34 protein-coding genes are annotated in these 26136 nt (G+C 46.4%); 12 read left to right on the top strand and 22 right to left on the bottom strand.

Annotated features, from left to right (window positions below):
- Positions 1-112 precede the first annotated feature (112 nt).
- The 5 genes from ACQ4M5_RS39665 to ACQ4M5_RS39645 form a co-directional block, all read right to left on the bottom strand.
- Positions 113-487 carry a type II toxin-antitoxin system VapC family toxin gene (locus ACQ4M5_RS39665; protein WP_430681304.1) on the bottom strand — a complete coding sequence of 125 codons (375 nt, stop codon included), beginning with the start codon at positions 485-487 and terminating at the stop codon, positions 113-115.
- On the bottom strand, positions 484-771 hold the full coding sequence (locus ACQ4M5_RS39660) for a hypothetical protein (RefSeq protein ID WP_430681303.1): 288 nt from the start codon (positions 769-771) through the stop codon (positions 484-486). The genes ACQ4M5_RS39665 and ACQ4M5_RS39660 overlap by 4 nt, the downstream gene beginning before the upstream one ends.
- 38 nt (positions 772-809) lie before the next feature.
- A complete protein-coding gene (locus ACQ4M5_RS39655; protein ID WP_430681302.1) occupies positions 810-2024 on the bottom strand; it encodes a Caspase domain-containing protein in 1215 nt (404 codons plus the stop codon).
- Between the two features lie 41 nt (positions 2025-2065).
- Entirely contained in the window at positions 2066-2911 is an 846-nt protein-coding gene (locus ACQ4M5_RS39650; protein WP_430681301.1) for a M28 family peptidase, read from the bottom strand.
- A gap of 113 nt (positions 2912-3024) precedes the next feature.
- The gene (locus tag ACQ4M5_RS39645; RefSeq protein WP_430681300.1) at positions 3025-3912 is read right to left on the bottom strand and encodes a PhzF family phenazine biosynthesis protein; all 888 of its coding nucleotides are present in this window, start codon (positions 3910-3912) and stop codon (positions 3025-3027) included.
- Positions 3913-4094: 182 nt separating this feature from the next.
- On the opposite strand from ACQ4M5_RS39645, the gene ACQ4M5_RS39640 reads away from it, so the two are divergent.
- On the top strand, positions 4095-5225 hold the full coding sequence (locus tag ACQ4M5_RS39640) for a septal ring lytic transglycosylase RlpA family protein (protein WP_430681299.1): 1131 nt from the start codon (positions 4095-4097) through the stop codon (positions 5223-5225).
- Here the strand turns inward: ACQ4M5_RS39640 and ACQ4M5_RS39635 are convergent.
- A complete protein-coding gene (locus ACQ4M5_RS39635; protein WP_430681298.1) occupies positions 5222-5839 on the bottom strand; it encodes a Crp/Fnr family transcriptional regulator in 618 nt (205 codons plus the stop codon). The genes ACQ4M5_RS39640 and ACQ4M5_RS39635 overlap by 4 nt on opposite strands.
- A 190-nt stretch (positions 5840-6029) precedes the next feature.
- Here ACQ4M5_RS39635 and ACQ4M5_RS39630 point away from each other — a divergent pair, with 190 nt between their 5' ends.
- Genes ACQ4M5_RS39630 through ACQ4M5_RS39620 form a run of 3 tightly spaced genes read left to right on the top strand, consistent with a single transcriptional unit; the run spans position 6030 to position 7460 of the window.
- Positions 6030-6605: a J domain-containing protein gene (locus ACQ4M5_RS39630; protein ID WP_430681297.1), complete on the top strand. Its 576-nt coding sequence runs from the start codon at positions 6030-6032 to the stop codon at positions 6603-6605.
- Positions 6586-6852, top strand: coding sequence for a DUF3143 domain-containing protein (locus ACQ4M5_RS39625; RefSeq protein ID WP_430681296.1), 267 nt, complete (start codon positions 6586-6588; stop codon positions 6850-6852). Before ACQ4M5_RS39630 ends, ACQ4M5_RS39625 begins: the two co-directional genes overlap by 20 nt.
- A gap of 5 nt (positions 6853-6857) precedes the next feature.
- Positions 6858-7460: a Uma2 family endonuclease gene (locus ACQ4M5_RS39620; RefSeq protein WP_430681295.1), complete on the top strand. Its 603-nt coding sequence runs from the start codon at positions 6858-6860 to the stop codon at positions 7458-7460.
- Positions 7461-7669: 209 nt separating this feature from the next.
- On the opposite strand, the gene ACQ4M5_RS39615 is transcribed toward ACQ4M5_RS39620, so the two are convergent.
- The 4 genes from ACQ4M5_RS39615 to ACQ4M5_RS39600 form a co-directional block, all read right to left on the bottom strand.
- Complete coding sequence (locus ACQ4M5_RS39615) at positions 7670-8434, bottom strand: isoprenyl transferase (protein WP_430681294.1); 765 nt, start codon at positions 8432-8434, stop codon at positions 7670-7672.
- A 61-nt stretch (positions 8435-8495) separates the two neighbouring features.
- Positions 8496-9503 (bottom strand): diadenylate cyclase CdaA, encoded by a 1008-nt coding sequence (gene cdaA, locus ACQ4M5_RS39610; protein ID WP_430681293.1) that lies wholly within the window; start codon positions 9501-9503, stop codon positions 8496-8498.
- A gap of 40 nt (positions 9504-9543) precedes the next feature.
- The gene (gene lysA, locus ACQ4M5_RS39605) at positions 9544-11100 is read right to left on the bottom strand and encodes a diaminopimelate decarboxylase (protein ID WP_430681292.1); all 1557 of its coding nucleotides are present in this window, start codon (positions 11098-11100) and stop codon (positions 9544-9546) included.
- Positions 11101-11166: 66 nt separating this feature from the next.
- Entirely contained in the window at positions 11167-11544 is a 378-nt protein-coding gene (locus ACQ4M5_RS39600; RefSeq protein WP_430681305.1) for a transposase, read from the bottom strand.
- A 259-nt stretch (positions 11545-11803) separates the two neighbouring features.
- Between ACQ4M5_RS39600 and ACQ4M5_RS39595 the strand changes: the two genes are divergently transcribed.
- Complete coding sequence (locus ACQ4M5_RS39595) at positions 11804-12718, top strand: phosphate/phosphite/phosphonate ABC transporter substrate-binding protein (protein ID WP_430681291.1); 915 nt, start codon at positions 11804-11806, stop codon at positions 12716-12718.
- Here ACQ4M5_RS39595 and ACQ4M5_RS39590 read toward each other — a convergent pair.
- The 12 genes from ACQ4M5_RS39590 to ACQ4M5_RS39535 form a co-directional block, all read right to left on the bottom strand.
- Complete coding sequence (locus ACQ4M5_RS39590; RefSeq protein ID WP_430681290.1) at positions 12711-13148, bottom strand: VOC family protein; 438 nt, start codon at positions 13146-13148, stop codon at positions 12711-12713. The two genes, ACQ4M5_RS39595 and ACQ4M5_RS39590, sit on opposite strands and share 8 nt — an antisense overlap.
- A gap of 5 nt (positions 13149-13153) precedes the next feature.
- Complete coding sequence (locus tag ACQ4M5_RS39585; RefSeq protein ID WP_430681289.1) at positions 13154-14074, bottom strand: M23 family metallopeptidase; 921 nt, start codon at positions 14072-14074, stop codon at positions 13154-13156.
- 76 nt (positions 14075-14150) lie between these two features.
- On the bottom strand, positions 14151-14723 hold the full coding sequence (locus tag ACQ4M5_RS39580) for a dihydrofolate reductase family protein (protein ID WP_430681288.1): 573 nt from the start codon (positions 14721-14723) through the stop codon (positions 14151-14153).
- 231 nt (positions 14724-14954) lie between these two features.
- Positions 14955-15386 (bottom strand): GNAT family N-acetyltransferase, encoded by a 432-nt coding sequence (locus tag ACQ4M5_RS39575; RefSeq protein WP_430681287.1) that lies wholly within the window; start codon positions 15384-15386, stop codon positions 14955-14957.
- 131 nt (positions 15387-15517) lie between these two features.
- A complete protein-coding gene (locus tag ACQ4M5_RS39570; protein WP_430681286.1) occupies positions 15518-16024 on the bottom strand; it encodes a GNAT family N-acetyltransferase in 507 nt (168 codons plus the stop codon).
- Between the two features lie 106 nt (positions 16025-16130).
- Positions 16131-16643 carry a DUF1993 domain-containing protein gene (locus ACQ4M5_RS39565; RefSeq protein WP_430681285.1) on the bottom strand — a complete coding sequence of 171 codons (513 nt, stop codon included), beginning with the start codon at positions 16641-16643 and terminating at the stop codon, positions 16131-16133.
- Between the two features lie 172 nt (positions 16644-16815).
- Positions 16816-17271 carry a GNAT family N-acetyltransferase gene (locus tag ACQ4M5_RS39560; RefSeq protein WP_430681284.1) on the bottom strand — a complete coding sequence of 152 codons (456 nt, stop codon included), beginning with the start codon at positions 17269-17271 and terminating at the stop codon, positions 16816-16818.
- A 176-nt stretch (positions 17272-17447) separates the two neighbouring features.
- Entirely contained in the window at positions 17448-18410 is a 963-nt protein-coding gene (locus ACQ4M5_RS39555) for a glutathione S-transferase family protein (protein WP_430681283.1), read from the bottom strand.
- Positions 18391-18939, bottom strand: coding sequence for an adenylate kinase (locus ACQ4M5_RS39550; protein WP_430681282.1), 549 nt, complete (start codon positions 18937-18939; stop codon positions 18391-18393). Before ACQ4M5_RS39550 ends, ACQ4M5_RS39555 begins: the two co-directional genes overlap by 20 nt.
- Complete coding sequence (locus ACQ4M5_RS39545; protein ID WP_430681281.1) at positions 18936-19376, bottom strand: cupin domain-containing protein; 441 nt, start codon at positions 19374-19376, stop codon at positions 18936-18938. The genes ACQ4M5_RS39550 and ACQ4M5_RS39545 overlap by 4 nt, the downstream gene beginning before the upstream one ends.
- 56 nt (positions 19377-19432) lie before the next feature.
- A complete protein-coding gene (locus ACQ4M5_RS39540) occupies positions 19433-20224 on the bottom strand; it encodes a MinD/ParA family ATP-binding protein (RefSeq protein WP_430681280.1) in 792 nt (263 codons plus the stop codon).
- Positions 20225-20248: 24 nt separating this feature from the next.
- Positions 20249-21319, bottom strand: a complete 1071-nt coding sequence (locus ACQ4M5_RS39535) for a c-type heme family protein (protein WP_430681279.1) — start codon at positions 21317-21319, stop codon at positions 20249-20251.
- Positions 21320-21687: 368 nt separating this feature from the next.
- Between ACQ4M5_RS39535 and ACQ4M5_RS39530 the strand changes: the two genes are divergently transcribed.
- The 7 genes from ACQ4M5_RS39530 (at position 21688) to ACQ4M5_RS39500 (ending at position 26036) form a co-directional block, all read left to right on the top strand.
- Positions 21688-21918 (top strand): CTB family bacteriocin, encoded by a 231-nt coding sequence (locus ACQ4M5_RS39530; RefSeq protein ID WP_430681278.1) that lies wholly within the window; start codon positions 21688-21690, stop codon positions 21916-21918.
- A gap of 151 nt (positions 21919-22069) precedes the next feature.
- A complete protein-coding gene (locus ACQ4M5_RS39525) occupies positions 22070-22297 on the top strand; it encodes a CTB family bacteriocin (RefSeq protein ID WP_430681277.1) in 228 nt (75 codons plus the stop codon).
- Positions 22298-22392: 95 nt separating this feature from the next.
- Positions 22393-22686 carry a hypothetical protein gene (locus tag ACQ4M5_RS39520; RefSeq protein WP_430681276.1) on the top strand — a complete coding sequence of 98 codons (294 nt, stop codon included), beginning with the start codon at positions 22393-22395 and terminating at the stop codon, positions 22684-22686.
- Between the two features lie 24 nt (positions 22687-22710).
- Positions 22711-22950 (top strand): hypothetical protein, encoded by a 240-nt coding sequence (locus ACQ4M5_RS39515; RefSeq protein ID WP_430681275.1) that lies wholly within the window; start codon positions 22711-22713, stop codon positions 22948-22950.
- A gap of 283 nt (positions 22951-23233) precedes the next feature.
- Complete coding sequence (locus tag ACQ4M5_RS39510; protein WP_430681274.1) at positions 23234-24331, top strand: cyclic nucleotide-binding domain-containing protein; 1098 nt, start codon at positions 23234-23236, stop codon at positions 24329-24331.
- 36 nt (positions 24332-24367) lie between these two features.
- Entirely contained in the window at positions 24368-25810 is a 1443-nt protein-coding gene (locus ACQ4M5_RS39505) for an NHLP bacteriocin system secretion protein (protein WP_430681273.1), read from the top strand.
- 10 nt (positions 25811-25820) lie between these two features.
- The gene (locus tag ACQ4M5_RS39500; RefSeq protein ID WP_430681272.1) at positions 25821-26036 is read left to right on the top strand and encodes a cysteine peptidase family C39 domain-containing protein; all 216 of its coding nucleotides are present in this window, start codon (positions 25821-25823) and stop codon (positions 26034-26036) included.
- Positions 26037-26136: the final 100 nt, after the last annotated feature.

Raw genomic sequence — 26136 nt, 5'->3', positions numbered from 1 at the left:
CGTCGTAGTCCGCCTGCCGCTTGTGCCTCCGAAAGTAAACGTGTTCGTTTAGAGCGGCGCATTCAGTTCTCTAAAATCACTACATTCTCATCTTGAGACTGCAAAAAGTTTTCTACATCACTAAGGTTAGCTGGTAAACGATCATTACCGCAACTAATCTCGTATCATGGGCTTGCTTTCCTTGAATCTGATATTGAGTAATCAGCCTTTCCCACTCCACTAGAATTGTTGGAGTATCAGGCTGAACGAGAAAAAAGCTTTTGATTCTCGTTAGTTCTCCTAGTGCTTGTGCCACGGTCATTCCAAGCCCATTCACATTTGATGGACGGGTTGCAACGACCCAAAATTCAATTAAATTTTGTGGGGCGATATACATCAAAGCTTGCTGCCTTCTCAAAGTCGTAATTGCTGTTAGAGATGGAGCGTACATTGGGTGTGCTGGTTCAGCAAGCCTCAATAGAACGTTCGAGTCAATCAGATAAGTCATCGTTGAGCATCTTCGCGATCGCGGTAGATGCTTTCACGACTGACGGCTTGATCAGATAAAAGCGGTGTATCTGTCGAATGACTGTTTGCCCAATCTGTGAATGCTCGAACCCATTCTTCTGTAGCATCAGAATTAGTTCGAGTGTTGAACCCAGTTGAACTCGATGTGGCAAGTAGAACTTCGATCGTGTTTTTCAGTAGTTGTTCAACTGAAATTCCTTGAGCGTTCGCTTGAGCAATCAAACGAGTCTCAGTCTCCGGAGAAAGTTCAAGAGTAATCGCCATTAGATAATCTCCTTAATCCTAATTTAGATCGTATCTCACTACGGCTTACCCCATGATCCTGCTTCACATCGAATCAATCGATCGAGCATCTGGATCGATCGAGCATTTTTAGAAGTTCTGACTCGTCGCTCCATTGCTACATTGGTCAACTCCATCGACAAGCGAACTAAGTAGGCTTCATCTTCAGCAGTTTTGATCAAGGTTGGATTGATCGATCGTAGATTCCCTCGCAACGATCGATTCAAATCAAACTTAAATTGACGACTCAGGGACTCAATCACAAAGCGCTGTTCAGGTCGAGCAATTTTTGCCAAAGGCGCGATCGGTTGTCCTAAAATTTGCTCTCGCATGGTTGGATTGCTCACTTGTCGCTGTAACCACGCTTCAGAAGTTGAAACAGGTAAATCGGTGGTGAACTTATCAATTTTGGCGTAGGCATGAGCTTCAGAGTATGAGGTGCGTCCATCTTTGTTGTAATCTGCTGAAGCAACTTTGCGACCAATACGATCGCGTCCGGTTAATCCAGCAAAGAAGCTCGAACTATAGTCGCGATAGTCTGCTTCATTCACTTCTGGAGTACAACCCACTGAAGGACGAGATTTAATCGTGGCAAAGAATCCACAGCGGGTTTGAAGTGCAATTCCTTTGTTTGGATTGCCGCCATTGTAGATGAGATTTGCAAATGAGCCGGAGTAACATTGAGACATCATCGTGACAAAGGGCTTATTCTGCGGAAGTCGATCGAGCATTGCCGTAAAGTTCTGGACACTCAATTCTCGATCGCGCCACATCAACAACGTAGAGTTATCTTCATTGGCTCGATTGTGTCCACCATGTCCTGAAAAGTAGAAGAACAATGGAGTCGTTGTTTTCTCTTTTGCTGCTTGAGCCATCCAGGTTTGTAAGTTCGCAATGCTCGAAGCACCTTGAACATTTGGAATGTTGTGCGCTTTAAATTGCTGGTCGCCTTTTTCGTCTAAGTATCGGACTGTTTTTTCGCTTGTGTTGCCGTTTGCAAAATAGATTGGTGCAGCGTTTGAAGCATATCCGAGTTCTTTGAGCGATCGCTGAAAGTACAGCATATTTTTCTCAAGCGCAATCTCATTGTAGGAAGGCGCACCTCCGCCACCAAACACGAGAAAACTTTGAGTCGATCGCTGACAAGTCGGTTTATTTTGGCTAATTGCTTGTGAATCGGTGAGTGTAAAGCTGGTGATGCTGGCAAGAACTACCGGGATGAATCGTCGCATCATAGTGATTGTGATGACCTTTCTTTTTAGAGATTATACCCAAGCTAAAGTTGGCGGATGGAATTGATCAAGCCTTCACACACTTTTGTTAGAAACTCAAAATCAAGGGTTTCAATTCGATCGCTCGGTTTGTGATAGTTCGGATTTCGTAAGTTCGCTGTATCTGTCACCATTAATGCTCGATAGCCTCGATCCCAAAATGCAGCATGATCACCTCTGCGAGTATTTGGAACAATCTTGCCGCGCATTCCTGCTGGAAGCCATTCACATCCAATGTTCGATCGACGAATTCCCCGACTCAATCGAATCAAATCCGGAATCGTGGGAATGTTGCCAATGAGTGCAATAAAGTTACCTTGATCGGGATAAAAGCGCTCTAATCCTGCGGGATAAAGCTGTGAATTACGATCGTGATTGCAATACCCCAACATTTCTAAAGCAATCATCAATCGCAATGGTTCACCGTTCAAAGACATTGCATACTGAGAGTTACCATGAGCATCGGTCTGCGTAAAATTCTCTTCTAAATCAAATGCAATCAATCGAATCGGATAGCGGGCAGATTGTTCAGAAAAAGCTTTTGCCATTTCCAACAACACCGCGACACCCGTTGCATTGTCATCTGCACCTGGAGAGTTTGGAACCGTATCATAATGTGCACCGATCAAAATCGGAGGCTTAGTATTATTCCGCCCAGGTAGATTCAGAATCCAATTCGTGTGAGTGCGCTTTCCAACCTGAAATTCATGCGCCTCAACTGTTCCCCAGTGTGAAAACTGTTCGCGAATGTATTGTTGAACATAGAAATGACCTTGAGTAGCAAAGAATGGATCGCGATCGCGAGCAATCTCTTCAATGTGCGATCGCAATCGTTCTGTTAGGTCTTGCATCTGTTATGAGGTGTTTTATAGATAGTCGTTGATTGCCACATCCGCCCGTGATTTGCAATCACGGGCGGACGCAATCGCAGCGACGGGTCTCTCAATCCTTCCAAAGCATTCTGCTAAACGAACTCACCTTTAGCCACCAGAATAACTTTGCCGCCTACTGAGATCTCAAAAGCTTCATTTTCTTTTTGAGCTTTCAAGAACAGCAATGAAGGTCGCCCGATTTCATAGCCTTGTTCAACTTGAAGATCGATTTCTGCTCGACCAAAGTAGGAGTGTTGAACTAGATACGCCGCTAAACATCCATTCGCGCTCCCTGTTGCCGGATCTTCTGGCGGTCCGCCCAATGGCTCTACAAAGACACGGACGCTTAACTGATTGTCTAAATTGCGGGTTTCAGGGGAAAAGATCAGAATTGCTTTTGCTTCTGTGGTTTCGACTAGCTTAAAAAGTGCATCTCGATCGACTTTCGCTTTTTGTAATGCAGCTAGGTTTTTTAGCGGAACAATGATGAACGGCAAACCTGTAGAAACTTCCTCGATCGGAGTGCGATCGTCAATTTGATCCACACTCAGCCCTAAGATAGGCGCAATCGCATCCGGATAAAATCGTTGTTTAAATTCTGGTGTGTTTTGGCGCATCCACAGCACCTCAATGTCCCTTTCGGCGTAGTTCAATGTAACGGGAATTTGACCCACTGCAAGGTTTAATCTCACGATAGATACGGAATCTTGAATAATCGCTTGTTGCAAAATGAACGCTGTACCGAGCGTCGGATGTCCCGCAAACGGAAGCTCTCGATCGGGTGTAAAAATTCGGACTGGATAACCGCCATTTTGCGGAAGTTCCGACAAGATAAATGTCGTTTCCGAATAGTTCATTTCTTTCGCGATCGCTTGCATTTCCTCAGTTTTCAGAAAATCAGCAGCACGAAACACCGCAAGTTGATTTCCCGCATATTTGCGTTCAGCGAACACATCCACAATGTAGAACGATAGCGTCATCAGTTAAGCCTCAGAATGTGCCAAAAGGTACATGAATTAAACAGGAATGCCCCAAAGTTAGGCAGATCTACTTCCTTTGGATAATCCATTTTGTGCCGAGAGAACTTTATAATAAACCTCGGCAAAAGTGTATTGCTGTTTACAATTGTGAAATCAAACCAACAATGTTGATACTTGGACTTATGTGGGTCGCTTCGTGGTTCAGTGGCATTCCTAGTGTAGGAGGCAAGCTACTCGAAACACCCAAATTTCTCACTCATGTTCTGTGTCAGAGCCGTGTGTGCCAATCCACGCTCCCCCAAACACGCAGTGCGCTGCAAGCCTCGTCCTCGCTACAATTGACGATCGCGACTGTTCAGCATCCCTCAGCAGACCGTTCCGAAGCATCCCAATCCAACTGGCTCAGTGCGATCGAAGGATTGCTGCTTCCTCCAACCGAAAATCCGCTGAATGACTTCATTGGCTCGATGCAATCTTTGTTCAATCAGCTTCCGATCGTGGCAGCTTCACAAGATCCTTCATCCGTTGCGATCGTCGAAATCGGATTCGATGGAATTCCTTTAACGCAAAGTGAAACGCGCCCTAGACTTGGATTCTGGCAGTGTCCAACTACGCCAAATCGTTCCAGCGGCTTTCAGATTTGGGCAAAAGGGTGTCACATTGCCACCTTGGACGATCGCGCCTCTGCGGAAATCTTCGCCCAACGGATTGCCCAATTGCTCGAAACTCCAAATCTCGATGCTTCCACGCTAAAAGCCGCGATCGAGAAGAAACAAATCGTCGCTAAATTAGGCGATCGCACCATTTTCACCGTCAGCGATCGTTTATCTTCTCAACTCGGTCGTCCTGCGGAACTCATCGCGATCGACTGGGTGAACAATCTCCGAATCGCGCTCGGACAAACGAGCATTCCAATTGCCGATGCCCAAATGGAAATGTACCAATTGGCAAAAACCGACAACAGCATCGACGGCATGGCATCCTGGTACGGTCCTTATTTCCACGGTCGCCAAACCGCGAACGGCGAAATCTTCGACCAGAACGATCTCACCGCTGCTCATCCGACCCTACCGCTCGGCACATTTCTCAAAGTCACCAATCGACTGAATGGAAAGAGCCTAGTCGTGCGGGTGAACGATCGCGGACCGTATTTCGATAATCGAGTCCTCGATCTTTCCAGACGCGCCGCCGCCATTCTTAACAGCGAGGAAAAAGGCATAGTCCCAATCGAAGCCGTCGTCATGCAATCTGCTGTCATGGCTGAAGTCAAAAAGCCACCGCAACGGGTCGCCAGATTGATCACAGGCTATTAGTACAGAATAATATGACGTTTGGCATCGATCGACAGCCAGCCCTCCTGTTTCAACTGCCCAATTAATCGGGTCACGGTCACTCTCGTTGTTCCGATCGCATTTGCCAATTGCTGATGCGTCAGACGAACCTGAAGCCGTGTCCCCCGTTGAGCAGGTTGTCCGACTTCGTGCTGGAGCAGGATTAATAACTGCTTCAGTCGCTCCTCCACTCGGCGACAGCCAGAAAGCGCCAAAAACGCCTCGGCTTGCTGTAATCGACGACTCAAATGACGAAACAGCCCTTGACAGAGTGCAGGAGATCTTTCGATTTCCGCCAGCGCCAGGGGCAACAAATCCACGTCAGTTAATGCGATCGCGCTATAGGGTGTAATCCAAGTCAGCGGCAACCCAAACGGCATCGAAGGCGTTGCCACTCCGAGTAATGCCTCATCCCCAGTGGGGTGCAACGTGTTGAGAACCACCACGCCGCGACAAACGATCCACAACTCATCCGGGCGTAGTGGAATCGTTTGACCGCTGCGAAATGGCTGTAAAGTCCGCTCCCGATAAAGCTGTTCCAGTAACTGTCTTGAATCAGGTAGCTCAATTAACGATGTTGCGAACGATTGGATCATAGATCCGGCTCCATCCTGAAATCCCGTCTTTCACTGTAGAGGGCTAATACCAAGGACAGGTAATTTCTAGGTTGGGGTTTGGTTAAGATTTAGGAGCGTTTTTCAATCAGTTTGAAAGATTGCTACTTGCAGACTTTCGCTTCTGACGACAATAATAGTTCCTAATGCTGAGCGTTCAAGGATAAGTCCAGTGGCAGAGGAGAAACTAGGTTCAGGTGGCAAAGCGTCGATCGAGTCAACCTACTACGGACTGTTAGGACTGCATCCTTCAACTTCGGTACGGGAAATTCGACAGGCATATCGTGAATTGAGCAAGTTGTATCACCCAGATACGACCGAATTACCACAAGCGATCGCGACTCGAAAATTTCAAACTCTAAATGAAGCTTACGCGACTCTCAGCAATCCTGAACGTCGTGCAGCATACGATTTGTCGATCGGTTATTCTCGCGTGGTCGTGGTTCGACAATTACCGAGCCTGCACAAAACAAGCAAACCCGAACCGAATTCTTCAGCCTACTTAGATGCTACCGATCGCCCCCTTTCCCCCGGCGAGCTATTCGCACTATTTATTCTCGGCATTACCTTCGTCGGCTGTTTAATTCTGGCAATTACGATCGGGATTACTCGCGGCGATCAAGCGTTTCAGCCCTTAACCGCACAGCATCATCCGATCGAGCAGGTCGAAATCGCCACACCTTCTCCAGATCAAGCGACAATAGAATCTGTTGAGATGGATTCTTTGTATGACGCTACCTCCCGGTGATACTCCGCTGTATAACCATCCGCTACCTGCGATCGAAGCTTGGCTCACCGATCAAGGCTGTGAACAAGATTCGGAAGATTTACACTGCTGGACGATTCAGCGTTCCCAATGGCAGGCTGAACTGATGCTGGATGTGGATCAATTGAGTGTGCGATATCTCAATGTCGAGGGACGGGATATTCAGCGATCGTTTAAATATTCGCTCAGTCGCCAAGATATCGAGGACGCTGTTTTTGCAGGACCTTAACGCTTATGACCCAAGCCAAACCAAGATTTAGAACCTTCGAGGAATATTTGAACGATGACGATGGCAGCGATCGACAATACGAATGGATCGATGGGGAGCTAGTTGAATTGCCTCCAGAATCCGAACCCAATACTGCGATCGCTCAAGAACTGTTCTGGTTATTTGCAATCGCTCAAATCGTCGAGCGGAGACTGATCAAGCTTTATGCCTGTCAACTTCAAGTTCCGGTTCTTCAAGCTGGAGATGCCGCAAATCGATTTCCTGATTTAGTGATTTTGCGAGAAGAGCATTTGGCAGTGACGAGATCGCAACTTACCATTACACCAGAAATGCCACCACCTATTTTGGTGGCTGAAATTGTTTCGCCCGGTGACACAAACAGCGAGAACTACATTCGGGATTATGTGAGAAAACGTGCTCAGTATGCGGTACGAGGCATTTCCGAGTATTGGTTGATCGATCCAACTCGTGCAGTAGTGATTGTATTGTTTCTAGAAGGCGAACAGTACCGCGAAATTGGACAGTTTAGAGGTATCGATCGCGTCCTCTCTCCCACCTTCCCCGAACTAAATCTGACCGCTGATCAAATTCTTAAAGCTGGACGTTAGAGGGTGTTTGAGAAGTAATCTTTTATCGCATTCACCCGCCCGGAAATAAATCTCCGGGCTAATCAGGGGAAGCCCACTAAACTGGGCTAAGAACTCCGAATAACTCTCTTAGCCCGCTCCAGCGGGGTTTCCTCCATTAGCCCGGAGATTTATTTCCGGGCGGACTGGCAACGCAGCAAAGCCGCTTTTTATCCTTCTCAAACACCCTCTTAAAGCTTATTTCCAACTTTTCCAAATCGGCGTTCTCTCTGTTGATAAGACTTGAGTGCCAGATGAAATTCAGATCGATCGAAGTCGGGCCACAACGTATCAGTCACATACAATTCTGCGTAAGCCGCCTGCCAAAGTAGAAAATTACTCAATCGCATTTCCCCGCTCGTCCGAATCATCAAATCCGGATCGCAAATCCCAGTCGTATACAAATGTCGCTCGAACAAGCTTTCATCGATATCATCAGGCTGGATTAAGCCTTGTTGAATTTGAGCGGCGATCGACTTACAAGCCTTAATAATTTCCTGCCGTCCGCCATAATTCGTCGCAACGGTGAATCGAATTCCTTGATTGTCTTTCGTTTCTAATACCGATCGCTCAATTTCCGCCTGTAAACTCGTCGGCAGCGCATCCAAATTTCCAACGAATTTAATCCGCACATTTTCCTTCATCATTTCGCGCAGTTCTTGACGCAAGACTCGTTCAAACAGCGTCATCAGAAATTCCACTTCTTCGAGCGGTCGTCCCCAATTCTCGGTTGAAAACGCATAAGCCGTTAGCGCTTCAACTCCCCAATCCCGGCAGCATCGGAGCAAATCTTTTAAAACATCCACACCCCGCCGATGCCCCATAATTCTGGGTTTCCCTTGACGTTTTGCCCATCGTCCATTCCCATCCATAATCACCGCAACATGGCGAGGTAAGCGATCGCGGTCTAAATCAGCAGGTAAGTCTCGTAAAACAGGGTGCTTCGCAGTTGTCATTGGTGGTTTCGGGGAACGCCGATGAAAAGGGTATGGGAAATCAATCTGGTTTTAGCAGAATTTAGGAATCGCCGCGCTTGCGTTCATTCGGAATCCGGCGATTTTTTAAATTACCTTCATTAAATAAACGCGAGAATAAGAATACTGCCTTTGTCCGGAATTGACGACCGAGAGATTTCAGATCGCGCGAGACTGGTTCGCGATCGCCCGACTGTGAAAACCGTTCTTCCAAAAGCTCTTTTAGTTTACTGCTCGTTAAGGGGCGATTTAATATTCCTCGTTCCGCGAGTGAGATTGATCCCGTTTCTTCAGATACAACGACACAGATGCAATTTTCGAGTTTTTCCGTAATTCCCATTGCGGCTCTGTGGCGCGTTCCCAATTGGCGTGAAGCGGTCTTTTCAGATAGAGGCAGAATCACCCCTGCGGCAATGATCCGAGATCCGCGAATCAAAACTGCGCCATCGTGCAAAAGCGTTGTGGTTTGGAAAATCGTTTGTAAAAGTTCTTTGGATAATTCTGCATTGAGTTTGACACCGGGAACGGAGAAATCCCGATCGTCGATCGCCGCGCCCGTTTCAATAATCATCAGTGCCCCAGTCCGATTCTGTGACAGCCCTTTCACCGCTTCGACAATCTCATCGATCACGCTGTCCGAACCCGGCAAACTCCGATTCGAGGGCTGAAACAGTTGCGAAATTTCCCCACGTCCAAGCTGTTCTAGAAATCTGCGAAATTCCGACTGAAGAATAAACGCCATCGCGACCGCAGCGCCGACGACGAGATTATTCAGCACAAAACTCAACAGTGCCAAATCCATCCGCCGACTGACTGCCGCCGCCAGCATTAGGATAATAAAACCGCGCACCATCCAGAGTGTCCGGCGTTCTCGCCCGATGATTACCAGCATGACGTAGGTGAGCGCCAAGACCAGTCCCACATCCACTAGAAACCGCAAATTTTCTAGAACAAAATTCAGCACAGCTTGTAGAGCAGTCGGAAGGAGAAGCAAGGGTGGGATCGAAGCTTCACCGAAGCTTAGAAGGGAGAATTGCAATTGAATTTCCATCTTTGCCAATCCTCACCCTTTATCGTTCATCCTTCATCCTTTATTTCAGTCTGTCCGGGACTCGATCGTGTCGAATCAGATCTTCGTAAGTCTCCCGTTCGAGGATAATGTTAGCTTCTCCTTCATGAACGAGTACCGCCGCTGGTCGAGTCAAACGGTTGTAATTCGATGCCATGCTGTAATTGTAGGCTCCCGTTGCCATCACGACGAGAATATCTCCCGGTTCTGTCTCAGGAAGGGTAATGTCTTTGATCAAAACGTCTCCCGATTCGCAATGTTTTCCAGCGATCGTGACGGTTTCTTTGGCTTCATTCGACATCCGATTCGCAATCACCGCTCGGCAGATCGATTGATATGTAATCGGTCTGGGATTATCCGACATTCCGCCATCGACACTAATATAAGTCCGAATTCCAGGAACGGTCTTACGTCCACCAACTGTATAAGCCGTAATGCAAGAAGAACCGATTAGCGATCGACCCGGTTCACACAGCAATTTCGGCAACGGCATCTTTTCCGCTTCACAAGCTTTGATCATCGATTCCGCAACAATCCTTACCCATTCATCAATGCTAGGCGGATCATCGCTCTCGTTATAGCAAATTCCCAAACCGCCCCCGACATTCAATTCAGAGACATTCAAACCATATTGAGCAGCTTTCTTGACCCATTGCAGCATCACACCTGGTAGATCCCGATGCGCTTGCAGTTCAAAAATCTGCGATCCAATGTGGGCATGAAGTCCAACGAGAGAAACGCTCGGATTTTGGCTGATGAATTGGAAAATATCTTCAACTTGGTTAGGGTCGAATCCAAATTTGCTGTCTAAGTGTCCGGTGCGAATGTATTCATGCGTATGACAATCCAAACCAGGCGTAATCCTCAGCATGATTCGGATAGGCTGATCGCTTCTGATCTGCGTCAATCGCTGCAATTCGAGACGGTTATCAACGACGATCGTACAACCCGATTTCACCGCCAATTCCAATTCAGCGATCGACTTGTTATTTCCATGCAGATAAATCTTCGACGGATCGGCTCCCACCTGAAGCGCCGTATACAGTTCGCCTCCGGTCGCGACATCGATTCCCAATCCTTCATGAGCCACGATCGAGCAAACCGCCAAACAGTTCCAAGCTTTCGAGGCATATAGCACTTGAGCGTCTGCCGGATAGTAGCGTCGAAACGCATCGCGATACTGTTGGCAAGCGGTTCGTAATCCTGCCTCATCCAAAATATAAAGCGGCGAACCAAAATGTTTCACCAATTCCGGTACATCACAACCGCCAATTTCGAGATGATCTCGATCGTTTACCTTAGCGGTCAGCGGCATTAAGAATTGATTGGGAGAGCGATCCAAACCGGAATCCGGTAAATACTGGCGACCCGAAGTTTGCGCGAGTTGCGCTTGCGTCACTACCATTGCTTGCTTTGTGTCCTCAATGATTCTGGCGAGTTTGGCAATTTTGCCACATTGTTCTAGTGTACAAGCGCAAGTGTATTCAGGTGGACAGAAGCAGTTTAAGGAATGCTGTGATTTATGCGCTTCTGTGTAGACTGAAATGAAGCCTACTGCGATCGACCTTATGCAAGCCAAAGAACAATTACTGCATGAAATTGACGAAATTCCTGACCTCTTACTCGAAGAGGTTCCAGATTTTGTTCAATTCTTGAAGTCGAAACATTTGCCGAACAAATTAGAAATTACTGTGATGAGCGAGTCGGTTTTGGCGAAAGACTGGCTCAGACCGGAAGAGGACGAAGCTTGGCAGGATTTTTGATACCCGGCTATGCGCTTCCACTTTTTCCGTCCATGTTTGCGGATGTGTCGCAGGGTTTGATCTCGCGGGTGCGGTGGAGCTTTGCGATTGCCATGCCGCCAACTCACGGCATCTTTGCGCGGGGGAATCACAGGCTTTGCCCCGCGTTCGACGATTTCTTCGTAGCAATGGCGATGGTCATACGCGCCATCGGTGGTCACTTGCTCAATGTCGTCCTCGATCTGATGCAGCAACTCGTCTAAGACTTCACCATCCTGCACGGCATTTGAAGCGCCACGTTGTCCGCTCAAGCGCGGGACAATCCATTGGCTCAGAGTTGCTTCATCAATCCAGAAGGTGAGGCTTCCTCTTTGTTTCAATCCGGCGTTATACTCAGACCAGTTGCGGATGCGGTAGCTCATTGCTGTGAAGGTTCGTTGGTAGTATTTCAAACCTATCACGTCGCCGCTCCGCAACCCTTATTCATGCAACAACGCCGCAACTTACTTGAACAAGTAGACATCATAGATATGAATAGCTATGGTTGCAGCGCAGGTTCTCACAACGGAGGCGATCGCGATGATAGTTTCTCGCCGCTTATTTTTATCTCTGATGCTTCTCTCAGCTTGCACAGCGAAATCAAGCTCAAATTCCGGCAGCGGGTCGCTTTTGGTCGGAGTGGTCAGCTATGAAGAAGGCAGCAAAACGCTCGAACAATACGATCGCTTTAAACGCTATTTCAGTGAGAAGATGCAGGCATTGATCGAGCTAGAACCTGCATTGAACGAAAATAAAGCGCTCGATCGCGTTCAAAATCGAGCTTGGTCGCTGGTTTTTGCGCCCCCTGGTTTAGCTGCGATCGCAATTTCACAGTATCAGTATGCGCCACTCTTTCCACTGATTGGTGTGCAAAATCGTCGATCGATGTTAGTGGTTCGAGAAGATAGCCCGATTCAGGAGATTTCCGCAATCTCTGGAAAAACTCTAGCGCTGGGCAATCCTGGTTCAGCAACAGGATTTTACTTTCCGCTGTTTAACTTGTATGGATTAACTTTAGCTGAGCTTGTACTTTCAGCAACTCCTAAAGCGGTATTAGATGCGGTTATTCAAGGAAAAGCCGACGTAGGAGCACTTTCACTCGAAGAGTTTGAGACTTATAAAACCCAAGTGGCGCAAACAAAGCTTAGAGTTTTATTTACGGACTCGCATCAGGTTCCATCCGGCGCGATCTTAGTCAGTCCAAAGCTCGATCGTAATGTCCAGGAACGAATTCGTAAAGTTCTCAGCGAAGCTTCCTCGGTTGTGGCTGAAGAAGCTGGATTTATTACAAATGCTTCAGTTCCCGATTATCAGTACATGACTTCTGTAGTCGAACGAGTGCGATCGATCTTTCCGGGAGATACCAAAGAAAGCGTTGCATTATTACAGCAAAAGCCAGTTCGATTGTTTAAGTGATGAGATCGTGATCAATCTGTTCTACGGTCAATCCGATTTCTTGTCCAAAAGATAGCTCAAGCGTGTGACCGTCTGGATCTCGCAAGAACGCCCAATACCCGATCGGATACCCAGAATCTTTTGGCTCTTGAAGCAGCACACCTTCTTGTTTTGCCTTTTCACAAAGAGCATTCATCCATTCCCGACTTTGACACCCGACTCCAAGATGTGCAAGCGGCGATAGAACGGGATGCACTGAGTTTGCCTGAATGAGAACAATGACGAAAGGGCGAGTGCGATCGCAAAGCCATACAACCGAAACCCCTGTTTCTGCATCAATGCGCTGATGGATCACCTGCATTCCAGCGTAAGTTGCATAAAATTTAATGCTTTGCTCAATTTCTGCAACGGGAAGTGCGATGTGAGTGAGTCCGACATCAATCATGGTCATCTACCTCATGCTTTAACTAAAGAATTACGAACTAAGGATTGATTATCGAAAATAATTGGTACACCGATGCCCTTAAATACATTTTCTAGCACTTCACCTTGCACAGCATGAATGTGTAAATGAGGCTCAGTTGTATTCCCAGAGTTTCCAACCTTTCCGATCAACTGACCTTTCTCGATCGATTCTCCTTCCTGCACCATCATTGAATTAGCTTTCATGTGTGCCAGAACGACAAGATAGCGATCGGCTTTGATCACGACATTGTTTCCAGCCAAATTAGTACCATCCCGATGAGGCGGAATGTGGTCAGGTAGTCCATCTGTAATCTTGATAATCTCTCCATTACAAGGACTGTATAGTTCATCATCGAATATTTCGTATTTGTTTAATTCAGACGGATAAAGTCCTTTTGCTCTCACACCCCACCCATTCAGTTTGACGATATCTAGAGCAAATCGCTGGGCTTGATTTTCATAGTGATGATTGACTAAAGAGGAGTTTCCGCCATGTGCAACATAGTAGGTTCCTTGTTTGAGCGGGAATGAAAGCGAGATAGACGATCCTGAGGGGAAATAGGCTTTGAATACATTAAAATTCAGAGTCATAAAAAATGCCAACACAAATCCCACAACAAGTAGGTTGAGCCACTGCTTCAAGTCGGATTTTATCCAATGGGGAAGCGTGAAAAGAGGTAAGGCATATTTAATCGTAGCAACAGCGAAAAGCAGTAGAAATAAATAGCGTAAGTTGTATCCTGTCCAACTCCAGTTACCAGCCTTGAATATAAATAGGATGTAACTACCATAGCTAAGAACAGTCAGGACGAGTTCAATTTGGCTTTTTGACCTGTCAATCCACAAGCTTGCTATCAGAAGGACTGGCACAATCAGATGCGTTGCCAATAAAACTAGAATTGTGAAAAGCATTTCTTTGCTCTCCTGTAATAAACCTTTGCTTAGGCTAACTGAAACCTCTGGTGCGATCGCTGAACCATTCCTAGACTTAATGCTTCGTTTGATAGTGCAACATCATGACTCCATTGGCGTAGATTTTGTGATCGATCAGTGCCAGTGCAGTTTGCGGAATGCTTCCTGTAAATAGAGGAATTCCTGCACCAAGCAAAACTGGATGCACCTTCAGAATGAATTCATCGATTTCTGAAAATAATGCTGCTGCTAAAGTTCCACCTCCACACAGCCAAATATCTTGACCCGCCTGTTGCTTCAATGCCTTGGTAAATGCTACGGCATCTGACGAGACTAGCTCAATGTTGGGGTCAGGACTCCTGTTCAGGCTGTGTGAGAACAGATATTGACGCATCTGAGGATAAGGATTAGTAATCCCTTCACTGAGTCCGATTCCATACGTCTTGTGTCCCATTAACACGGCATCAAAGCACTGATTTTCAGCCGTAATTCCAAGTTGATGTCGCAGATGACCTGGAATCGTTTCGGGGAACTGTTTTAATAAGTCAGCAAGATGTTCTCCCCCCGTTAGAAAAAAGTCGAATGAGCCATCCTGACGGGCAATGTAGTGATCCACAGTACACGCAACGTAATACTTGAGTCTACGCATAGGTTCTCCAGTTGCTTAGGGTTGAATGCGATCGCGGAACCGTTTCTAAACTTAATGCTCCACCATTATTGTAGTTTTCGCGATCGACCCACTTTAACGAAGAGAATGGCTCAAATCAGCACCAGCAACTTGCAATTGTCGGCTGCGTTTGAATTGTTATGCGTCAGTTTCATCGATCGTCCTTCCACATCCTGACATAATCCCGATATTCTTTTCCATCACTTTGCTGAACTAGATTACTTCAAATTCGCTCCAGAGTTTGCAAGGTTTCCAAAACAAACAGTTCTCAGATACATATCCACACTTCTCGTAGAAACCTACTGCGTTATCATTTGCAACGGTAACAACCGAAATGTCATCTTCTCCACCAACTACCGCTCGAATGCGAACCAATAATTCACTTCCTATTCCTTGTTTTGTGTAAGCTCTATCTACGCCAAGGTCTGTGACAAACAAGAAGTAAGTAAGATCCGTCACACCAAATACGATTCCCACCAGTTTCTCTTCATTTCTAGCGGTGATAGCAATGGATCGAGTAGTCAAGAGCTTCCTTATCCTCTCCTCGAAACGCTCTTTAGGGTATTGGCTGCCAAGGTCAGACCTTTTTAGAAAGTCATAATATTCTTCAAAACGCAGATTCTCGTTCTCCCGGTATTCAATCATCTCTATTTCCTCAGCAAAATACAGAGCATTCCCATTATCATCCTGCGTACTAGAACTCGAAACGGATATGAGCAGTCGCCAGAACCTAAATCTCACTCGATCGCTCTCCTCAATCCGCTCCAACCGAACCGTTAGACATCTTCATTAAGACTACAGACCATTAAATAACAACGCCCGTATATTAGTGGATGATACTCACGTAAGATGTGAAAACCAGCCTTTGCATAGGCTCGCTGCGCTGATAGATTCCGTACGCTAGGACTTAGCCCTACCAAAGGCACATCTCCTCTTTGGCGAAGCTGTGATACCAATACTAAAAGTGCTTTCGGTCCAACCCCTTGCCCCACGAACTCCAAATCACCAATGAGTATATCAACATCAACCGATCCGGCTGGGATCTCGTAAAGCTCGACTGAATCCAGAACTTCACGGGACACAGACTGCCATCGAATATAGCCAACTGCTCGACCTCCAACCGTGATTAGCGATCGATCTCCATGTTTTGGTGGATTGGCTGCCCAGGCGATGTGGTCTTCAGGATCGGGATACCAGGCAGCGACATGAGAAGCTGCCAGCCAATGTCTCAGTAGTTCGACATCAGTACGGGAGAAAGGAGTTAAAGCAATATTGGATTCCATAAAACTGCGACCTCTTCTGCCTAACATTCCGGTTAAGCGACTGAAAGTAACCTTTGCAATACCACCAAAGTTTCTCAACGATCCGTTCCAGCCGATTTATTAGGCTTCATTCCTTTCTGATTAATGGTACCAAGTGCATCATGTAATCTCGTTTTCCAATTGGCACACCAGCCATACGAAGAATGTCATAAGCCGTGACCATATGGAAGTAAAAGTTTGGAATTAGGAATTCATTTACATAGGCGTTACCAGACAACTCAATGTAGAGGCTCTGACCCAAATCGATGCGCGTCACCTCAGCTAGCTTTGCATCCTCAACATTAATACCCAAAAGAAGTTCCTTGGTAGTTGCAATGTGTCCGCATGCCTGCACGAGAGATGTAACATCTGGATCTAGATTATTCGCAGGTTTACCATCACACCAGAGAGCAAAGTTGCGTGGTTGATTGCAGGTAAAAGCGATCTGTGTACCGAAGGGAAACATATCAGCCGCAATGCGCTTTTGAAGGAACGACTCATCATCACCAAAATAAGCTTGAGCCGACTTCAGGAGATGCTCAAGGGTCGCTAAGCGACTTTGGAAGAGGTTTCGGATTAAATCTACATTCTGACTTTGCATTTTGCGATTCCTCAAGATTTGCTCTATGTATCCTAGCTGTATCTAGAACGAGTTTCAGCCTAACGGCTCAAATCAGCGGCGGCAGATATCCTTGAATTCAACACCAGTGGCTTTCAACCATCCGTTGCATTTGAATTGCTGGGCGGTTCGCTACCCACATACCATTTCTAGATCACAACTCACGTCGCATCACAAGTTCGCCGTCCTCTTCTTTTCCAGTGTAGACAAAACCCATCTTCTCGTAAAACGGACCGGGACCACCTTTGGCAGGCACACAACTTGTTTCGATCGCCACTGCTCCAGGGCGGGTCTTGACGTGTGCGAAGAACAACCCCAGCGCCTTTCGCCCATACCCACGCCCCTGGTATTGCTCACCGATCATAAAGCGCCACAGAAAGTATTCTTGCTGAGCTACGTCATCTTCCAACATCAAAAACCCAACTGGCGCATCACCAGCGTAGATCGCGCGGAACCAAGCAACTTCCGGGTTGAAATGCGCTTCTGCGATCGACATGGCGTTGGATGCCACGAACTGCTCTTGGTGTGGGGCTACTTTCAAGCGGAGAATATCACGCCAGTTTTCCTTAGTGATCTCGCGCAGCGTTACTTCGAGGTCGAACTTGGACATATAGCGTGTTCTCCCTTAGCTATATCTTTTAAGAATAGTGAACTTACTTAACTTCCCCTGCCATAGTTCGGCAATGACTTCAGCAACATGGCGCGGATCGCGAACAGCAAAAGAAATGTGATGTAGCATAAAAAGCCTCTGTGTTCATTTTGAGTGAGAAATTTGTCAGCAAGGAATCAGGAAATAGGTCGTTTTCCGTGAGGTTCATCAAAATCTAGAATTGGACCTTTCGGCACAATGCGACTCGGATTAATCTCAGGCATACTTCGGTAGTAACCCTGCTTGATATGGTCAAGATTGCACGTTACTTTGAACTCAGGACGCTGATAAAGTGCCTTGAGATAGTTCCAGAGATTTGGATAGTCCACGATGCGCCGTAAGTTGCATTTGAAGTGACTATAGTAAACCGAGTCAAAACGGTAAAGCGTTGTAAAGAAGCCGATATCTGCTTCGGTCAGTTGATTTCCACAGAGATACTGCTGCTGATCTAGAACCCCTTCCCAGCGGTCTAACTGCTCGAAAATGTCTGTTACTGCTGCTTCGTGCACCATTTGAGAGGTTGTAAAGCCAGCGTCATAAACACGCCGACTAATCGAGGTTACGATCGCATTAATCGTTTCATCAATCTGAGCTTGTAAGTCGTGTGGGTAGAAATCAGCGTTTTGTGTTGCCAGTGCTGCAAACTCGACATCAAACATCCGCATAATTTCGTGCGATTCGTTGTTGACGATCGTTTGCCGTTGCCGATCCCATAGCACTGGAACTGTGACTCGCCCGGTATAGTTCGAGTCGGCTTTCAGATAAATCTCTTGCAAATATTGTGCATGATTGATAGAGTCTGGAATCGTTCCAGGTGCATCTGAGAACTTCCAACCTTGATCACCCATAATCGGATCTACGATCGAGACAGAGATCACTTGCTGTAAGTCTTTGAGTTCTCGCATAATCAGAGTGCGATGCGCCCAAGGACAACCCAAGGCAACATAGAGATGATAGCGTCCGGTTTCTGCCTTAGATCCACCTGCGCCATCCATTGTTACAGTATTCCGAAACGTTGTTGGCTTTGGACTGTACCGACCGTTGGGATTGCGCTCTTTCCATTCATCCGTCCATTTACCTTCAATCAGCATTCCTGGCATACTGTCCTCCTTGTTCTAAAGTTTTCTCGTCTAGAAATTGCTCAATCTGTTTTGGCGATCGCAGATGATGAACCTGTTTCGTGCTTCGTGCCTGATCAACAAACTCTCGGTATTTCGGGGTCAAGCGCTGATGACAGAGCCAAAGGACTCGATAACTACGGAGCGCACTTTTGACGATTGGACTGTTTTCGGGATAGCCTTCTGGCGGATGGATTGCGCTCGTTAGAAACCGTTTTGTCACCCACCAGCTATGTACATAGAGAGGCAGATCGACAAACACTAAAGTATCTGCGGCATTCAATCTTGTCCAGAGTGTGTTGATTGAGCCAAAACCATCGATGATCCATTGCTCTTGCTCTAGGATAAGTTGGTGCGATCGCAGATACTCCTCGCGAGGAACCGCAATCCCACCCGGTTGGTATTGCAATTTATCCAAGACGTGAAGGGGCAGCCCAGTGATATTTGAGAGTTGTTTGCTGAGCGTTGACTTACCCCCTCCAGCATTGCCAAATACTGCTACTTTTTTCATGACTCACCCTCAAGAGTTGGATCGTAGAGCACAACATTCTCCTGCTCGTTTGGATCGTTGCGAGCGACTAAAGCATAAGCAGGTTCATCTACACTCAGATTACGCGGTTGATGGGGCACACCAGGCGGGACAAAAATGAAATCTCCAGCTTCGGCGATCTTTGTTTGCTTCAACCCTCGACCGTAACAAGTTTCGACGCGACCTTTGAGCAAGTAAATCGCAGTTTCATAGTTCGCATGGAAATGAGGTACTGCGGTTCCACCGGGAGGAATGACTACTAGATTCATGGAAATGCCCGTTGCTCCAGTGGTGGTCGCAGAGATGCCCACAAAGTAAGGTAACTGTTGACGAGTCTGGGTAGTCGCATCTGGGTGAACAATGCGAATGCCAGCTTGCTCTGAATTGATCGTCAGATCATGGTTCGTTTCGTCCATCATCATTCACTCTCCTACAAACAGTAATAAGGTTTTCATCCCATCAGCGATCGCATATTTTAAGCGAATAGTTTCGAGTTTGAGCCGACGATTTGTTTTGCGATCGCGTTGATCTCATGCGACCAAGGATGATCCGGATGTCGCAAACAAAAAATATCGCTGCTTCCCAGACGAAACATCTCTTCGCACACCGGAAGAATGCCTGCAACGGTTGTGTTGTAAGAATTTTGTACCCGATAGCGCAGTTCCTTAAAGTCCATTGATGACAAGGCTTTATTCACCACAACGAACATTTTTGGCACTTCTAGTTTACGAGCTACATCGACCGCGACTGCTGTTCCTTGATAGTCCTGGCTATCAGGTCGCATAATGATCACAAGCACATCCGACATAATTACAGATAGCAATGTTTCTTCGTTGATGCCAGGGTGCGTGTCGATGAACAGATAGTCTAGTTTTAATCGATCGATTAAATTTCGCAGTCCGTCATTCAGCAAACGGGCATCATAGCCCTCTCGCAAAATTCGCGAAATTTCGCCCGTCTTAATGCTAGAAGGAATCAGATGAACGCTGCCTAATTTACCAAACAATCTTTGTTTCTGTCTTAGAATCGGGCTGACATCATACGCCGCCTCTTCAACGCGACAACGCCCCCAAAGATAGTCATTCAGCGTATAAGTGATTCGATCGTCGTCCAATCCAAACAAAATGTGGATTCCAGGCGATTGAATATCAGTATCGACAATGCCGACACGCTTACCAGAACGAGCAATGATTGTCGCAAGATTGCTGGTGACATTTGATTTACCAGTTCCACCCCGAAAAGAGTGAACAGAGATGATTTCAGACACAGATAGTTCCTCGCAGTAAGGGTTTTAAGAGTTCGAGTTTGTAGCATCCCGTTTGCTTCTGAGTTCTTTTGCTTCTTGCTTTAACTGTTGAAAGGTACCGTTTTCAGTGATTTCAGCCACTTGACGCGATCGCTTTGCTTCATCGATTTCAAGACTTAGTTTTTGTAATTGCTGTCTCAATTGTTGTTCGCGCGCATAAATCTCTCTAATCATGCCTTGAAAGACTCGTCCTAACTGTCCTAGCTCATCGTTGCGTTTCGCGATCGGTGCTAATTTTTTGCGCTCAAACTCTTCTGCTTCTGCTCCAGTCATTTCATTCGCGCTAATCTTTTGAGCAATCTGAGCGAGTGGCTTGATCGGCTGGATTACATTTCGCTTTAGCAGATAGTTAATTAGCAAAATGACGATCGCAAAGATAGCAACGAAGATGCCAATAAACAACACTGAAGCCTGACGAGCATTCTCTAACACCTGATTTCCTGGAACATAGATAATCTGAGTACCAAGCACTTCGTTAAGCTTCCAATTAAAGCCATTTTCTGAGCCATAACTGGCAATATGGCTTTTCGGTGCTACTTCAGGTGTACTATGGCAGCGAAGACAAGCTTGGTTTTTCAGCACAAATGGACGAGCCGTATAGAATAGCTTTTCACCAAATGAATCACGGAAATCTGACACTGATTTCAAATTCGGATCTTTGCGAAAGCGATCGATAATTTCCGATTCAAACTGATCAGCTTTGTCTCGTAGATTCGTTGGATTGAGAAACGCATCTTTGTAAAAATAGTCCTTGTATTCGCTGTTCTTGCGTAAGTTCTCAAAGACTTCTCTAGCAGAAAAGCTAGGAATCACTTCGGGTACAAACGTTGGTTGTGTTTCAACTAAGGGCATTAACAGCGGAGCCACTCGCTCCCCCGTATAGCTTCTCACCGAGTTAATCATCTCTGAAATCAGTTGTCCGCGATAAATAATATCTCCTTCGGCTCGTTTCTCAAGAGCACGAGAAAGCAGCAAGCCACTTAGGATAGTTGTACTCACAAACACAAGCGATAACAGAAAAGTAAATTTAGTTGCCAGCTTAGAAGTTTTTAACATGACTGTTCCTTTCCTCTATAAACGGTGCTGGGAAATGTAGAGTTCCATTCATTGCACTCACGTTCATTCATAACGTGCGATCGCATTCAAGCACCAGATCTAAGCGTGATTTCATGACTTTTGTGAGAGCGATCGCGGTTGTTCTATAACGAAAGTCATAGAACATACTTGTGCTAGGTCAACGAAAGTTAGAGAGCTTCTAGCTAATTCGCCCCACTCGATAAGCAAGACGTTTTTCAGATGTGCATCGGGGGGCTGAGAACCTATTCTTGAGACATCAAGCGAGGAACACACCACAAAACAAATCGGTGGATTGCTTCTCTCGCTCGGTACAAGTTCAATTAACCAAAAAAACAGGAGAAACTCTCATGTCTGAACAAATCAAAATGCACCAATCTACCGAACTGTCCGTTGAAGAACTCGATGTCATTGCAGGCGGCGCATCGCTCGATACCGACATTGACACTGTTTTCAAACAAGAAGCATTTGCTAGTGAAGAATTGGTTTCAAACGGTGCAGATGGTTTCAAGAGTGCTTCGGCAACTGTTGCTAAGCAGACCATCAGTGAAGCTGATTTCGAGAAGCGCCTTGAAGTCTAATTGCTCAATCTGCTTGGAGTGCATTCTCTCGAAATAGACTCAGTGACGACACGGCTTCATCTGCAAAACTCAAGTTCTGCAAAGAACCGTCTTCACTGAGTCCAAATCCAACTTGTCACAATCATAGATTACTGAAACAGGAGAAATCATCATGTCTGACAACAAGAATAACAAAGCAATGGAACTGTCTTCTGAAGAACTCGATGCAGTTGCAGGCGGCGCATCGCTCGATACCGACATTGACACTGTTTTCAAACAGGAAGCACTGGCTAGTGAGGAGTTAGTTGCAAACGGTTCAGATGGCTTCAAGAGTGCTTCGGCAACTGTTGCTAAGAAGACGGTCAGCGAAGCCGACTTCGAGAAGCGTCTTGAAATCTAGAATGCTCGTCGCGACTTGGGATTAGCCTAGTTCTCGAAGGGGGTTCATGTTTGGGAGAATTCCCCTTCGCTTCTTTCCACTCCTAGGAGTCAACTATGTCCGAGGATGATATCATCCCAACCGATGACGCGATCGAGCTATCGGATGAGGAGCTAGAGCAAATTGATGGGGGTGTGAGTTTTCGATTGTTCGGCACTCGATTCAGCAGAAATCGCGTTTCGATCAGTCAGAACAGACACTCCAGGGCAAGCATCGGTTCGCCCGCCTTTGAATCAGAATCGATCGAATCAACGGCTTTCCAGCTTACGGTCATTGATGCCACCACCGAAGATTTAAAGGTCTTAGGGGAACTGCTTGGGGGAACCGATGCGATCGAGGGGTTTGACTAACTAAACCAATCAGGAGAAAAACCAATGGAAAATGCAAAGCGCAAGAAAGCTCAAGAGCTATCAGCTCAAGAGCTGGAGCAGGTTTCGGGCGGCATCTACCAAGCCGATGAGCCTTCGTATCCAACTGATGATTTATACGGTTCAGTTGCAGATTCAGTTTCGGAAACGCTTGGCACTTCTGGTCTTCCTTACTACAAAAAGGATAAAGACAAGTCAACGTATACGGAAGAGTACAGCAAAAAAACGTATAGCTCTCCAGAGTAAAGGGAATTTTCAGGGTGTGCAATACGAAATGGACTATAAATTGCAGTTGAGTCATCGTTACTCAACTGCTTTCTTTAACAGCATCGAAAGCACAACTGCGACTGTTTTTCAGCTATGTTAAGTAGATAGGTGAGATTAATCGTAAGATGCGTTTCGACTCCGCTCAACGCGCAACACCCGATTCTTCGAGGGTTGAGCGAAGTCGAAACCCAAACCCAACGAGTGGTTTAATTTGGCTCTCCTACTTAATCCGCTGTGCCTCATATCAGAAGGACGTTAAATTATGTCAGAAGTCCTACTTAAAGAACTCAGCAATCACGATATTGACTGGATGCTTGCTACAGGTCGTCGAGAAGAAATTCCCGCAGGTACAGTTCTGATTCGTCAAGGTGAGCCTGTTGATGCGTTGTATATTCTGCTAGATGGTGAGTTAGTTGTTACCGTAACTCAAGCGGACGACAATCCATTAGGTCGTGCATTTGCCGTTTTAGAAGGTGGGGAACTGCCTGGACGGGAGATCGCACGATTAGCAAACGGTGAACTTGCGGGAGAAATTCCCTTTTTAGAGTCTTACCTTTCGTCTTCTACCATCAAAGCGCTGAGAAAATCTCTAATTCTGATGATTCCACAAGCGCAATTAATGGAAAGACTGCGCGAAGATCTTAGTTTTGCGGCTCACTTTTATCGAGCGATCGCAGTTTTACTTGCAAATCGGCTTGATCAATTAGTGCGCCAAATTGGTCATAGTACCGTAGTTCTCTGTCATTCCCAGATCAGAGAAGTGTTGTTTATTTTTGCTGGACTCAATGATAGTGATATTGGTTGGATGATTGCTGCGGGTAAGGCGGCGAAAGTTCCGGCAGGTACAGTTTTGATTCATGGTGGTAGACCTGTCGAAGCCTTGCACATCTTACTGGATGGCAAGATGGCAGCTTCAGTGTCCGAAGATGTCAATAATCCATTAGTTCGCGCCTTTTCTAATTTAGAAGATACCGAAGCACCCGAACGAGAGTTAGCTCAACTTTCACGCGGAGATATCGTTGGTGAAACACCGTTTATTGAAGCGAGTCCACCTGCTGTTACAATTCGGGCGATCGAAGACTCGATCGTGTTAACCATCCCGCGCTGGCGATTGTCTGCAAAGCTCTTAAATGATGTTGGATTCGCCTCTCGCTTTTATCGTGTGTTGGCGATTTTGCTGACTGAGAAACAGCAAGCGATTATCAATAGTATGGGTTATGGAAGGCTAAGTTATAGTTCGGGTCGCTCTTTGAATGAGGAGTTGACGTATGACGAAGAGCTTAGTTCTGGATTTTTAGCACAAGTGACTTTAGCAGGAACTCGTTTTGACTGGATGTTGAAGCAGATTCGAGGTAGCTAAAGGTTGATATTCCGCTTCATTTACCTTGGTGTGATTATGACAACGACTGAGAAACCGAATCTATTTCGCAAAGAAGCCCTCGATCGCTTATCGTCTCCGGAGCGGTTGGATCAACTAATGCAGGTCGTCCAGCCGAGAAAGTGGATTCCACTGACTGCAATGGGTTCGCTGATTGCGATCGGGCTTGCTTGGAGCGTGTTGGGTCGAATTCCGATCACGGTTGCTGGACAAGGTGTGATTGTGTTTCCGAGTAAAGTGACTGCGTTTCAGTCTCCGAGTTCTGGTCAGATTGCGGCAATTAATATTCGAGTCGGTGACGTGGTGAAAAAGGGACAAGTCATCGCTACGATCGACCAAACTGAACTCCAAGAGAAGCTGCAACTTGCTCGATCAAAATTAGCTCAACTTCAAGAACAAGATCGAACAGCAAACTCGCTACAACTTGCGCGGCAAGGAGTGGATAGCAATACGATTCAGCAACAGCGACAAGCATTACAACAAAGCTTAATAGCAACTCAATCCGTTACTCCGATTTTGCGCGAGAAAGGATTAGAAGCCATCCAGCGCGATCGACAAAGTTTAGCAGAACGCCTACAGGCAACTCGTGAACTATTGCCAACCTTTCAGCAACGATTGAAGAACCGCGAGGATCTGTTGCAACAGGGAGCCGTTTCAGCCGATGCGGTGTTGCAGGCGCGGCAGGATGTTCTCAGTGCTCAATCCCGTATCAATGAAGTAGAATCCCAGCTTAAACAACTCGATGTCAAAGAAGCCGATGCCCAACGGCAGTTTCTTGAAAATCTCAACAGTGCTAAAGAGCTACAAGCTCAACTGCAATCGTTAGATAGCAAGATTGCAACTCAGGCAGAACAAGATCTAAATACTGTAACCAATCGGAAAAAAGAGATTCAAGATACCGAACGGTTGATCACAGAACTTACATCACAGCTTAAAGGCAAAAGCCAAGTTGTGAGTAGCTACAGTGGACGAGTGTTAGAAGTGATTGCGATTCCTGGACAAAACCTGCAAGAAAACGATCGCATTGGCACGATCGAAGCTCAAGATTCTTCGAGCAAATTAATGAGCGTCGCTTATCTTCCCGTCAGTGAAGGCAAGAAAGTGAAGCAAGGCATGGAGCTACAAGTTACCCCTTCAACCGTCAAGCGCGAACGTTACGGAGGCGTTATTGCGAAAGTAGCGAATGTATCTGAATTTCCGGTTACGAAAGAAAGTGCTGCAAATGTGATCGGTGGAGCGGAACTCTTACAAAGCTTGACCGAGAAAGGTCCACAAATCCAAATATTGGCTGAATTACAACCTGATTCGACCACCAAGAGCGGGTTGCGATGGTCTTCGTCTAAAGGACCTGAAGAACAGATTACTTCTGGAATCACAACTTCAGTCCGGGTGACGATCGACGAACAAGCCCCGATTACGTTTATCTTTCCAATTCTGCGATCGTGGAGCGGTGTTTATTAGGAGTTGCATGATGTTGTGGAGAATTTTACCCAAACGAATTTTACGATCGATAGCACCGCGTCCTGATAGTCGTCGTCGAACGCCAACCTTGCTACAGATGGAAGCGGTCGAATGTGGCGCGGCAGCGTTGGGAATTATTTTAGCTTATTACGATCGTATTGTTCCACTTGCAGAACTACGTCAAGCTTGCGGGGTTTCACGCAGCAATTCTCATTATGACTTTTGACTATCCAAAGCCATGAGAACGCGGTAGGGTAAAAGAGTCAAAAGCCCCTTCAGTGAGTCGAAAACGTTGACCCCGACCCGCAAGTTTGACGGCATCATTG

Origin of the sequence: Leptolyngbya sp. AN10 (genome assembly GCF_050565645.1) — a bacterium.
Classification (GTDB): Bacteria; Cyanobacteriota; Cyanobacteriia; order Leptolyngbyales; family Leptolyngbyaceae; genus Leptolyngbya.
Note: the sequence above shows the minus strand (reverse complement) of the source record. Positions and strands in the feature narration are given on the sequence as shown.